The following is a 12,437-nucleotide window of genomic DNA, read 5'->3' on the forward strand; positions in this document are numbered from 1 at the left end:
CTCGTCGCTTTGCTCCTGTGGGGTCTCGCCTGTCTCGCTAATCCCGCAGGAGTCGTGCGGACGCCTCTCCTAACCAACATGATGGTCGTTTTCAAACTCTCTATACCATTTTTACCCTAATAAAACACTTTTTCAGTGGCCTCCGTACCTCACTGCGAGGTCTTGTCAGTCCGTTTTTCTGCAGGAGTCTCGCAGATTCCGTTCCTACAAACAACATGATCGTTTAACAGAGCTATTGTTAAAAAAAGAAAAGCCAAAGCCAAGAATAACCTGACTTTGACTTTTTCGGACTGTTAGATGTTTATTTGTCGTCTTTTACTTCTTCAAATTCAGCATCTACTACATTATCATCTTTTCCAGCACTTTGGCCTTCTGCACCTTGTGCAGCCTGCGCTTGTTTAGCCGCTTCTTCGTATAACTTCATAGAAAGATTTTGTACGATTTCTTGAAGAGCATCTTTTTTCGCTTTGATTTCTTCTAAATCGCCTTTTTCAATCGCTGCTTTTAATTCATCTTTTGCTTCGTTTGCTTTTGTTACTTCGCTTTCTTCTACTTTACCTTCAAGATCTTTTAACGTTTTTTCAGTAGTGAAAACAAGTTGATCTGCTTCATTGCGCAACTCTACTTCTTCTTTGCGCTTTTTGTCAGCTTCTGCATTTTCTTCTGCTTCTCTTACCATTTTATCGATTTCTTCATCAGATAAACCTGTAGAAGATTTAATTGTAATAGTTTGTTCTTTATTTGTACCAAGATCTTTAGCACGAACATTTACAATACCGTTTTTGTCAATGTCAAAAGAAACTTCAATTTGTGGAATTCCACGTGGAGCTGGAGGAATATCCGTTAATTGGAATCTTCCTAATGTTTTGTTGTCAGCTGCCATCGGGCGTTCCCCTTGAAGTACATGAATATCAACAGCCGTTTGATTATCTGCAGCTGTAGAGAATACTTGTGACTTCGAAGTTGGGATTGTTGTATTGCGATCGATTAATTTTGTAAATACAGCACCCATTGTTTCAATACCAAGAGATAGTGGTGTAACGTCAAGCAATACAACGTCTTTTACGTCACCAGTGATAACTCCACCTTGAATCGCAGCACCCATTGCTACTACTTCATCTGGGTTAACCCCTTTATGAGGCTCTTTACCTGTTTCTTTTTTAATTGCTTCTTGAACAGCTGGGATACGAGTTGAACCACCAACTAGAATAACTTTATCAATTTCAGCAGCGCTTAATCCAGCATCTTTTAGAGCTTGACGAGTAGGACCCATTGTACGCTCTACTAAATCAGCTGAAATCTCTTCGAATTTTGCTCTTGATAAAGAAACTTCTAAATGAAGCGGACCTGCTTCACCAGCAGTGATAAATGGCAACGAAATTTGCGTAGATGCAACGCCGGATAAATCTTTTTTCGCTTTTTCAGCTGCATCTTTTAAACGCTGCAACGCCATTTTATCTTTGCTTAAGTCAATGCCATTTTCTTTTTTGAATTGCTCTACTAAGTAGTCGATAATTACTTGGTCAAAGTCATCTCCACCAAGACGGTTGTCACCAGCAGTAGATTTAACTTCAAATACGCCGTCGCCCAATTCTAGAATAGATACGTCAAACGTACCGCCGCCAAGGTCATATACTAGGATTGTTTGATCTTCTTCGGTTTTATCAAGACCGTATGCAAGTGCTGCTGCAGTAGGTTCGTTAATAATACGTTCTACTTCTAAACCAGCAATTTTACCTGCATCTTTTGTTGCTTGACGCTCCGCATCGTTGAAATAGGCAGGAACAGTAATAACCGCTTTTGTTACTTGTTCACCTAAATATTCTTCTGCATAACCTTTTAAATATTGAAGAATAATAGCAGAAACTTCTTGTGGTGAATAATTTTTGCCTTCAACTTCTACTTTGTAATCTGTACCCATATGACGTTTAATAGACATAATTGTATTAGGGTTTGTAATAGATTGGCGTTTTGCTACTTCCCCAACTTGTCTTTCTCCGTTTTTAAATGCTACAACAGATGGAGCAGTACGGTTTCCTTCTGGATTTGGAATAACTTTTGGTTCTCCGCCTTCTAGCACAGCAACACATGAGTTTGTTGTACCTAAATCAATACCAATAATTTTACTCATGGAAATATCCCTCCAATTTTTTTATGTAATGCTTTTTACTGACTTACTTTTACCATCGCAGGACGAATAACTCTATCTTTTAGTTTATATCCTTTTTGGAACTCTTCCACCACTTTATTAGGCTCCGTTCCTTCTACTTCTTCCTGCATTACTGCTTGATGAAGATGTGGATCAAATTCGTTGCCAACGGATTCAATCGGCTCAACACCTTCTTTCTTAAGTGCATCTAACAAACCTCTGTAAACCATTTCCACTCCCGTGTATAAGGTTTGGGATTGCTCTTCACTTGCTTCGATTTTAAGTGCTCTCTCGAAATTATCAATAGCTGGTAACAAATCTAGTACTAAGCTTTGTGCTCTATATGTTTGCGCCGCTTCTAAATCAAGCCTTGCTCTGCGACGGGAATTATCGAAATCTGCTTGAAGTCGAAGGTAACGATTCCCTTCATTTTCAAGTTTTGTTTCTAATTCAGCAATTTTAGCTTCTGCTGCTTTCATATTTTCTTCAAGTGTGTTTTCTTCATTAGAAGGAGCAGGTTCCACTTCTTCTAATACGTCTTCCACGATTTCTTCTTGAGTACCAGGTTGTTGTTCTAATTCTTCGTTGCTTGTTGTTTTTTCTTCTGCCAAAATATTCACCTCCCTTAAAGGATGTTCAAAAAGTCAACAAATTAAAGTCTAATGGTTGCCTTTTTGAACTCAAACTTAAATCATTTATCAATAACAGTAAATCACGGTTCACTAATTTCCATTTAATCACTATTTCCATCATCACTATTTTTGATACAAATTTGTTAATACTTTTGTTAAATCATGTGTTAAAAATCGCAATAGACTAACGACTCTGGAGTATTCCATTCTTGTAGGCCCTAAAATAGCTATAGATCCTATTTGTTCTTCCCCAATATTATATGAGGCAGAAATAAGACTGCAATTTTCCATTGCGCTAATATTATTTTCTCTTCCAATTTTAATATTGATATCTGTTGAAGTGTTACGTATCAGATCATGTATTCCTTCTTCTTCATCAATCATATTTAACAGTTTTCTGATTTTATTTACATCATGAAACTCCGGCTGACTCAGAATATTGGTTTTGCCGCCAAAAAACAATTTTTCATGGTGATCCACTTTCATTGTTTCGGACAGAGAATGCAGAAAATAATCATAGTGACTGATATGCTGCTGTAATATAGTCGCAACTTCTTTGTATATTTTATTATGCAATTTATCCAGTGATACACCAAGCAGTCTATCGTTTAAAATATTTACTACTTTTTCAATTTCACTTGCATCAATCGATCCTGGCAAATGGAACATTCTATTTTCCACATGTCCTGTATCTGTAACAATGATAGCTGTTGCCGTATGCTCATTTAAAGGAATGATTTGAATCTTCCTCAACTTATTTTCTTTCATTGCCGGCCCAAGAACTATAGTAGTATAATTGGTTAAATCAGACAATATTTTTGCTGATTTTTGCACAATTTTTTCTAATTCATATATTTTTTCTGCAAACACAGAATTTATTGTTGCTATGTCTTTCTTATGAAGCTTTTGTGGCGCTAGAAGATGATCAACATAAAAACGATATCCTTTTTCTGAAGGAACTCTGCCAGAAGAAGAGTGCGTCTTCTCTATATACCCCGACTCTTCTAAATCAGCCATCTCATTTCTTATGGTTGCCGAACTAAAAGTAATATCAGCTTTTTTCGACAAACTTCTCGAGCCAACAGGTTGTGCTGATAAAATAAAATCATCAACAATTGCTTGTAATATAAGTAATTGACGATTTGTTAACACATTCATCACCTCTGTTAGCACTCTCTCGCAATGAGTGCTAATTCTATTTATAAATTATCAAATAAACGGGGAACATGTCAATAATTTGGTTCTTTTTATCGAAGAAAAAATCGTTTTCACTTATGATTTCTTTGTTACTTTTAGCATTCCAACATATTTTAACCGTTTAAGCAAGCTTTCCAAAGATTAAAAGCGCAAGCGCCTTGAACAGCTCTGAAAAAAAATGTTCTCATGACTCAAAAAGGGTTTTTTATTTTTAGAGGCATGAGGTTATTTTTCACAAGAGCTAGGCGCTGGAGCTGGACATTCATCTAACTTCAAAAATTTTATCCTTTATCTTAAAAAAAACTGAAATACTTCATTTCCTAAAAAGCGGCCACGCTCTGTCAATTGAAGTGCATTATCTTTTATTACCAGCAACTCTCTGTTTATTAATTCGTCTATTTCTTTATTAAAAAGGGATAACGGAGTTTCATTATATTTATTCTCAAACAGGCTAATATTTACTCCCTCATTTTTCCTTAAACCTAAAAACATTTCTTCTTCCATTTTTTCACTTTTTGTTACTGAATAATTTTCGAGTAATGGAAGCTGATTTTGCGTCAACGGTTCTATATATTTTTTTAGCGGTCCATAATTGGAACGTCTAGAACCTGCTACATATCCGTGTGCTCCTGCTCCAAAGCCGAAGTATTGTTCATTATTCCAATATGTTAAATTGTGGAGGCTTTTATAGCCCGGTTTTGCAAAGTTGCTGATTTCATACTGTTCGAACCCATGTTTATGCATTTCTTCTAACAACACCTCATACATTGCCGCTTCTGCATCTTCACCTGGAGTCGGAAGTTTTCCTTTTCTTTGCAAGTTGTAAAAAACCGTTTTTGGCTCGATAATAAGGGAATAACCAGAAAAATGCTCAATATCCAATGTAAACGCTGTTTCTAAAGTTTGTTTAAAGTCTGTTAATGTTTGGCCAGGTAAACTGTAAATTAAATCGACACTAATATTGCGAAAGCCAATTTTTTTTGCTGCTTCTATAGAAGTAAACACATCTTCTGCTTTATGGGTTCTGCCAATTCGTTTTAGCAGTTCATTATTAAATGATTGAACACCAAAACTTAAGCGATTTACCCCTCCATTGTATAATGCTTTTAATTTATCTTCTGAAAGATCACCCGGATTTGCTTCAAACGTGTATTCTAGTGTTTCATCCATAACTAATTGCTCGTTAATGATTTGACAAAGTCTTTCTAACTGCTTCGCACTCAACGCGGTAGGTGTGCCTCCACCGACAAATATAGTCGAAAGTGGATTTTTGCCGAATTGTGCAACTGTTAAGTTTATTTCCTTTTCTAACGCATCTAAATACTCATCTACTGGCTGACCTTTTAAAAATACTTTATTAAAGTCACAATAATGACAAATATGTTCACAAAAAGGAATATGGAGATATGCTGCTTTTATCAATTTTTCACAACCTTTACAAAAAGCGCAAGCGCCTTTAATAGTACATCCTGTACGTCGGATTAAGACACTCGTCTAATTTCAAAATTTATATTACCTTAACTTATAAGAGATTATATTCATAAGAAATGTTTCTACCCCAAAAATAACATTTAATCACCATGCAAAATTACCATAGAGACTCATGCCCAGGTTCCTAACCATCTAATAAGGAAAAGGTAGATTCTAACTTAATAAATAGCGAAGCTCCGGCCCCTTTTCATACAAAATAAGAAAAGAGGTTAGCCGCAAGTAGCAGCCTAACCCCATTTGTTATCTTATTTTTTCGTATCGCTATCATCCATTTTTAATACAGCCATAAACGCTTCTTGCGGAACTTCCACAGATCCTACTTGTTTCATTCGTTTTTTACCTTCTTTTTGTTTTTCCAACAATTTACGTTTACGAGAAATATCTCCACCATAACATTTAGCAAGGACATTTTTCCGCATTGCTTTAATAGTGGAACGGGCAACAATCTTTTGACCTACTGCCGCTTGTATCGGAACCTCAAACTGCTGACGAGGAATTAATTCTTTTAATTTTTCCACGATTATTTTTCCACGTTCATAAGCAAAATCTTTATGCACAATAAAACTTAATGCATCTACTTGTTCACTATTTAAAAGAATATCCATTTTAACAAGTGTAGATGGTTGATAGCCGATTAATTCGTAATCAAAGGAAGCGTACCCTCTAGTATTCGATTTTAACTGATCAAAGAAATCATAAACGATTTCAGCTAATGGAATTTCATACACAATTTTCACACGTGTTTCATCCATATATTGCATATCAATAAATACACCGCGTTTTTGTTGGCATAATTCCATTATAGCACCAACGTATTCATTTGGAGCCATCATCGTTGCTTTTACATACGGTTCTTCCACTCGATCAATTTTTTGTGGATCCGGCATTGCAGACGGATTATCAACTTTTATTTCAGATCCATCCGTCATAATGACGTGATAAATTACACTCGGTGCTGTTGTAATTAAATCAATTTTAAATTCACGCTCAATACGCTCTTGAATGATTTCCATATGCAAAAGTCCTAAGAAACCACAGCGGAAACCAAATCCTAACGCTTGAGATGTTTCCGGCTCAAACTGAAGAGCAGAATCATTTAATTCTAATTTTTCCAACGCTTCACGAAGATCATTAAATTTCGCGCTGTCTATTGGATATAATCCGCAATACACCATCGGATTTAATTTTCTGTAGCCAGGCAGCGCTTCTGTTGCGCCATTTTTTGCATTGGTGATCGTATCACCGACACGAGTATCTCCTACATTTTTAATAGCAGCTGTTAAGAAGCCTACATCACCAACGGATAATTGATCTGTATTAACTGCTTTTGGAGTATATACCCCTACTTCTATTACTTCAAATTCTTTTCCTGTAGCCATCATTTTAATTTTATCACCAGGTTTTACCGTTCCTTCGACTACACGAATGTAGGTAACAACCCCTCTGTACGCATCATACAAACTGTCAAAAATAAGTGCTTTTAACGGCGCTTCAGGATCACCTTCAGGTGCAGGTACTTTTTCTACAATTTGCTCTAAAATATCTTCAATACCGATGCCAGCTTTTGCGGATGCTAGTACTGCATCTTGAGCATCCAATCCTATTACATCTTCAATTTCATTTCGCACTCGTTCAGGATCGGCACTCGGCAAATCAATTTTATTAATAACCGGAACAATTTCCAAATCATTATCAATCGCTAAATAAACGTTTGCCAATGTTTGCGCTTCAATTCCTTGTGCTGCATCTACTACTAATACTGCTCCTTCACATGCTGCTAAACTACGAGAAACCTCATAAGTAAAATCGACATGTCCAGGAGTATCAATTAAATGCAGTGTATAAATTTCTCCGTCTTTTGCCTGATATTTTAATTGCACAGAATTTAGTTTGATCGTAATTCCGCGTTCTCTTTCTAAGTCCATCGAATCAAGAAGCTGATTTTTCATTTCACGTGCAGTAAGTGCATTCGTTTTTTCTAAAATTCTATCAGCTAAAGTTGATTTTCCATGATCTATATGAGCAATAATCGAAAAATTACGTATTTTAGATTGTCTTTTTAGCATTTCTTCTCTGTTCATCTTGTTCACTCCTACAATAATCGCACAATGTACACTATTTTTGATTATAGCAGTGTGAAGAATAAGATTCAATCAAAACTAAAGATGAAAAGCAAATCCTGTTTGTTATCGTCTTCTTAAAGTCTAGTCAATTCGCTAGGACTAACATACTAGTTTTCCTTTTGCTTATCACTATCATCCATCACACTTCCAACAAGGTCTACTCCTTTTTGGGCAAGGGAAGACATACTATCTGCAACCCCTTTTCCGATATTTGAAAATAAATTAAATGCATGTAGCTCTTCTAATTTCTCTTTCTTTTTTTGCAAATCATGACTCGTAACATCTTGTCCAAGTACAGAAGCTTCTAATTGGTCATCTTTTTTTTCAATGGATAAAGCGCTGGAAAAATTTTTATCTTCATAACCTTTCATATCTCGAATGCCGCTATATGCTTGCTGCATTCCAAACAAAACACATAAAAACATTATGATTGCAATACCGATAGCTCTAAACGTAAACATCTTCACCTGATTTCACCCCAATTCTAATAAAGTATGTTTACCTATCCTAGCAAGTCTACTAAATAGTATGTAATTGCTAGGAAAGATAGAACCAGTTGATTCGTTTTAATAAAGGTTATCTCACAAACGTTCGCTTCAACCAGTTCTCCTATTTTTGTTTAAAATGAAAATTAATGTGTATTAAACCCGACATTGTCTTGATTAATCGCTTTATGCAGAGCGGCATTTAACCCATTCGCCAGAAGATTGGACATATCTTCTATAAAAACATCGACTTCTTTCGGTGTAACCATTAAATTATGTCCAATAGGCGATAATACTTCATAAATCAGCTTTCTTTTTTCCTCCTCTGGAAGTGTTCCGATAATGCCTAGAAATGTGTTCCGATGTTGTTCTTCTGGTAAATCTTCGTCTTTCAACACTTTCTTTTCGCCAAAGTTTAATCCTGCAGGAGCTAATGCTCTAGAAGGTTTATTTCCTTCTTTTAGCTCTTTTCCAAAATGTTTTAAAATATAGTCTATCGTATCACTTGTAATCGAAACAGCATCCACAACAGTCGGAACTCCGATTGCGATAACCGGTCGATCTAATGTTTTTTCGCTTAACTCTTTCCTTTTATTCCCTACTCCAGATCCTGGATGTATGCCTGTATCCGAGATTTGAATGGTAGAATTTACTCTTTCAATGGATCGGGAAGCCAATGCATCCACAACAATAACAAAATCCGGGTTCGTTTTTTCCACTACTCCTTTAATGATATCGCTCGTTTCAATCCCTGTAAGCCCCATTACTCCTGGAGCAAGCGCACTAACCGGCCGGTACCCTTCTTCTACATTTTCCGGCTGCAATTCATATAAATGTCTTGTTACTAAAACATTTTCACAAACTTGAGGTCCTAAAGCATCCGGAGTTACATTCCAATTTCCTAACCCTACCAATAAGCAAGATGCATTTTCTGCAATTTGTTTTTGTTTAAGAAATTGAGAAAATTCTGTTGCAAATACCTTTTCTACTTCACTTTGCAGTTTACTGTCCTGTTGTCTAATACCGATTACTTCAAGCGTTAAATACTTTCCTCTTTTTTTGCCTATCAACTGCTCCCCTTTTTCTGTTACTTCCAAATAAGAAACTTTAATCCCATTTTCCTCTTTTTCTTTAATAATAACGCCATCTAGTTGTGACTGATTAGGCTGCTTTTGAATTTGACTTTCTGATTGCAAAGCGATTTCCTTTGCCTCAATTGCTAAATCAGTTCTAAGCGAATACATGCTTAAATCTAAATTTTCTTTCATTCCAGTCCCCTCCCAAAAATTAAAAAGATTTATTCTTATCTTTTCCTATTAAAAAGAAAAACATTCGAAGAAAATAACTAGATTTATGATCAAAAAGGATGCTAAGATAGAAAAGGATTGATGTTTTATGCAAATTAAGTGGATAGTATTGCATTATTACTTCTCGTTTGATAAAATATCTTTTGTTCTTTAAGTTTGTTTTAGGAATGTAAAATCAGGTGAAAAGAAGAACCTGATGCTTCTTTTTAGGAGGTGAACGTAAATGCCAAATATTAAATCCGCTATTAAACGTGTAAAAACTAGTGCTGCTCGCAACGCTCAAAACACTACAGTTAAATCTGCAATGCGTACTTCTGTTAAAAAGGCTGAAGCTGCTATTGCTCTTAACGACGCAACTGCTGCAAATGAAAGTTTTGTAGAGGCTGCTAGTCAATTAGACAAAGCTGCTGCAAAAGGTCTTATTCATAAAAATGCTGCTGCTCGTAAAAAATCTCGTTTAGCTAAAAGAAAAAACGCTTTAAACGCTTAATGAGTTAAACACAGGCTATCATGATATGATAGCCTTTTGTTATGCAGAAAAGCGGAAGCACCTTGATCAGCCCCGAAGAAAAATGTTCTCTTGGCTCAAAAAGTGCTCTTTACTTTTAGAGACAAGAGGTTATCTTTCACAGGGGCTAGGCGCCGGCCGGCTAAATGCGCAAAAAAGATAAATCGACTAACTACGCAACGTCCTGTTGCAACGTCGATTGACTCGCATCCTGCAAGCCTGTGGCAACTCCGGCACTTGTACGTCCTGTACGTCGGAGCTAGACAGTTATTTAACTTGAAACATATAAATTCTGATAAAAGCAAAAAACCCGTTCATTAACGGGTCAGATTGTCGAAAAAGTAAGACTGCAAACTTTCAGGCTGATTGAAAGCGTTTGTCTATCGAGGAACGACCCTTTTTGAGGAGCGGAGTTACCGTTTTTGGGGTAATGAGCACCGCAAAAAACGGGGAGTGACGAAGAGAGCGAACGTTTTTCAACAGCCTGACCCGTTCATTAACGGGTTTTCAGACTGTAGACACCCCCCATTTAAGGGATAAGGGAGTTGCCTACAGTCTTTTTTGTTTTAGGCTCTCTTAAACTTGGCTGTTAATTTCCGCTCCAGGCGTTCGCTTTCCGCGGTCGGTCCGGGAGCCTCCTCGTCGCTTTGCTCCTGTGGGGTCTCCCTTTGACTCGCTTATCCCGCAGGAGTCTCACGCCTTTCGCTCCAATTAACTAGTACTAAAATCAACAATATAATGGAACACAGCCTTGTTTTAAAATAATAGTAAATAAATTTTTTGAGGTGACGACAAGCTTTCCAAACATAATTCTATCCAAAGGGATCAACTAGAAATGATCGCTTAAGATCAACTGGTACCACAAAATCATAAAATAGAGGCTGCCCTTGATTTCTCATTTATTTATGATTTGGTAAAAGACATGTATTCAGAAGTAGGACGACCCAGTATCAATCCAGTTATTTTAATTAAAGGCTGTTTTCTCAAAGTTTGTTGTTTTTCACATAAAAATGGGAAAAGAAATACTCAGCAGACTGAATACACGTAGACTCCTGTGGGAATGCGAGAAAGACGAGACCCCACAGGAGCGTATGCGACGAGGAGGCTCGACGCTCGCTAAACGGACGAAGTGTATTCAGGCTGCGCGTTTAAAAGCAACAATCTATACGAAAACAGCCTTAATTTTAAAAGGGTTCAGAATGAGACCATTCTGAACCCCTTTTGTCGACAACCTGAAAAACCGTACATTAACGGGCTTTGCTGTCAACATTCATTTTTTCGACTTGACAAATTCGTTAAATAATGTGCTTTTTTTAATTCTTTTTCCAATCATGATGCAATTGAAACAAGATCATTTCAATGATCATATTTTTATGCATTCCGCCTGTCTTCATTTGATAATCTGCTTCTGCAAATAAATTAATGCATGTCATCAATTGTTCTTCTGTAAATTTTTGGGCTTGTCCTGCTGCTAATTTCACACGAAACGGATGGACCTTTAACACAGAAGCAATTTGCTGTTGGCCATACCCTGTTTTCGCCATTCCTTTCACTTGATAAATAAGACGAAACTGATTCGTAATGATTGCCAGAATTTTTAATGGTTCTTCATTCTGTTTTAACAGATCGTAATAGATACGAAGTGCTTCCTCCATCTTTCTTGAAACAATTTTATCCACTAATGTAAAAATATTTTGTTCTAAAGATTTCGCTACTAGTTCTTCGACTATTTCCTTCGTAATTAATTTAGATTCTTGAACATACAGCGCCATTTTATCTACTTCACTCGTTAATAAAAATAAATTAGTGCCAGCAAGCTGCAGCATTGAATCAAGTGCTTCTTCATCCATTTCCACATGGTTATATGCCGCTCTTTGCTTCATCCAGTTTTTTAATTCTGCTTCATTTAATTTTTTTGCTTCTAAAATTGAAGCAGTTTTCTTTAACTCTTTTGTTATTTTTTTGCGGTCATCCAATTTTTCGCAATTTCCAATAAACACTAAAATTGTATAAGGAGATGGTTCCTTTATATAAGCTTCTAATTTTTTCACATCATGCTCTACTTTAGATTTTGTTTTTTCAGCTGTTAAAAATGTCGGGTTATGTAATAAAACAACTTTTCTTTCACCAAAGAATGGAATCGTTTCCGCATCTTCAAGTGCTGCTTCTATCGGCGTTTCTTCTAAATCATAGGAGCTTAAATTAAAATCTTCTTCGTTAATATCAACAGCAGCGTGTACAATCAATTGTTTTGTTTCATTTATTAAAAAAGCTTCTGACCCATACAGTAAATAAATGGATGAAAACTGTTTATTCTTTATATTTTTCCATAAATTTTGTATCAATTTTTTCTCTCCGTTCTATCATTATCACCTGATCGAAACCATGATTTCGATTCACTTTTATTAAGTGATATTACTCACCAGCATTCATTCTTCTATAATCCTAAAGAAGCTTTGCCATTTTGACAAGTAACAAAGCTCCCATGAAACCTCGTGCTTCGTTTCCACTATATAACATGGAAAAGGCAGTTTCTAACCTAATA

General features: G+C 36.2%; 9 protein-coding genes and 1 pseudogene. 2 read left to right on the forward strand and 8 right to left on the reverse strand.

Annotated features, from left to right (window positions below):
• Positions 1-301: 301 nt before the first annotated feature.
• The 7 genes from dnaK to gpr all read right to left on the reverse strand — a co-directional run bounded on the left by dnaK (position 302) and on the right by gpr (position 9,345).
• A complete protein-coding gene (gene dnaK, locus ACTYA4_RS17500) occupies positions 302-2,131 on the reverse strand; it encodes a molecular chaperone DnaK (RefSeq protein ID WP_443482928.1) in 1,830 nt (609 codons plus the stop codon).
• Positions 2,132-2,166: 35 nt separating this feature from the next.
• Positions 2,167-2,760 carry a nucleotide exchange factor GrpE gene (gene grpE / locus ACTYA4_RS17505; RefSeq protein ID WP_443482927.1) on the reverse strand — a complete coding sequence of 198 codons (594 nt, stop codon included), beginning with the start codon at positions 2,758-2,760 and terminating at the stop codon, positions 2,167-2,169.
• A 144-nt stretch (positions 2,761-2,904) separates the two neighbouring features.
• Entirely contained in the window at positions 2,905-3,933 is a 1,029-nt protein-coding gene (gene hrcA, locus ACTYA4_RS17510) for a heat-inducible transcriptional repressor HrcA (protein ID WP_443482926.1), read from the reverse strand.
• A 333-nt stretch (positions 3,934-4,266) separates the two neighbouring features.
• Positions 4,267-5,400 (reverse strand): radical SAM family heme chaperone HemW, encoded by a 1,134-nt coding sequence (hemW, locus tag ACTYA4_RS17515; protein ID WP_443482925.1) that lies wholly within the window; start codon positions 5,398-5,400, stop codon positions 4,267-4,269.
• 314 nt (positions 5,401-5,714) lie between these two features.
• The gene (gene lepA, locus ACTYA4_RS17520; protein WP_443482924.1) at positions 5,715-7,550 is read right to left on the reverse strand and encodes a translation elongation factor 4; all 1,836 of its coding nucleotides are present in this window, start codon (positions 7,548-7,550) and stop codon (positions 5,715-5,717) included.
• 149 nt (positions 7,551-7,699) lie between these two features.
• Entirely contained in the window at positions 7,700-8,053 is a 354-nt protein-coding gene (locus tag ACTYA4_RS17525) for a YqxA family protein (protein ID WP_443482967.1), read from the reverse strand.
• Positions 8,054-8,223: 170 nt separating this feature from the next.
• Positions 8,224-9,345 carry a GPR endopeptidase gene (gpr, locus tag ACTYA4_RS17530; protein WP_443482923.1) on the reverse strand — a complete coding sequence of 374 codons (1,122 nt, stop codon included), beginning with the start codon at positions 9,343-9,345 and terminating at the stop codon, positions 8,224-8,226.
• A 262-nt stretch (positions 9,346-9,607) separates the two neighbouring features.
• On the opposite strand from gpr, the gene rpsT reads away from it, so the two are divergent.
• Positions 9,608-9,874 (forward strand): 30S ribosomal protein S20, encoded by a 267-nt coding sequence (rpsT, locus tag ACTYA4_RS17535; RefSeq protein ID WP_443482922.1) that lies wholly within the window; start codon positions 9,608-9,610, stop codon positions 9,872-9,874.
• Between the two features lie 871 nt (positions 9,875-10,745).
• Positions 10,746-10,880 (forward strand): annotated as a pseudogene (locus ACTYA4_RS17540) (transposase); the annotation flags it as partial.
• Between the two features lie 325 nt (positions 10,881-11,205).
• Here the strand turns inward: ACTYA4_RS17540 and holA are convergent.
• Positions 11,206-12,237, reverse strand: a complete 1,032-nt coding sequence (gene holA, locus ACTYA4_RS17545; protein ID WP_443482921.1) for a DNA polymerase III subunit delta — start codon at positions 12,235-12,237, stop codon at positions 11,206-11,208.
• Between the last annotated feature and the right edge of the window lie 200 nt (positions 12,238-12,437).

The organism is Niallia yueguangensis (genome assembly GCF_052663115.1).

Coding starts and splice junctions, on each gene's coding strand:
- dnaK (WP_443482928.1), bottom strand. CDS start 2,131: ATGAGTAAAATTATTGGTATTGATTTAGGTACAACAAACTCATGTGTT.
- lepA (WP_443482924.1), bottom strand. CDS start 7,550: ATGAACAGAGAAGAAATGCTAAAAAGACAATCTAAAATACGTAATTTT.
- ACTYA4_RS17525 (WP_443482967.1), bottom strand. CDS start 8,053: ATGTTTACGTTTAGAGCTATCGGTATTGCAATCATAATGTTTTTATGT.
- gpr (WP_443482923.1), bottom strand. CDS start 9,345: ATGAAAGAAAATTTAGATTTAAGCATGTATTCGCTTAGAACTGATTTA.
- rpsT (WP_443482922.1), top strand. CDS start 9,608: ATGCCAAATATTAAATCCGCTATTAAACGTGTAAAAACTAGTGCTGCT.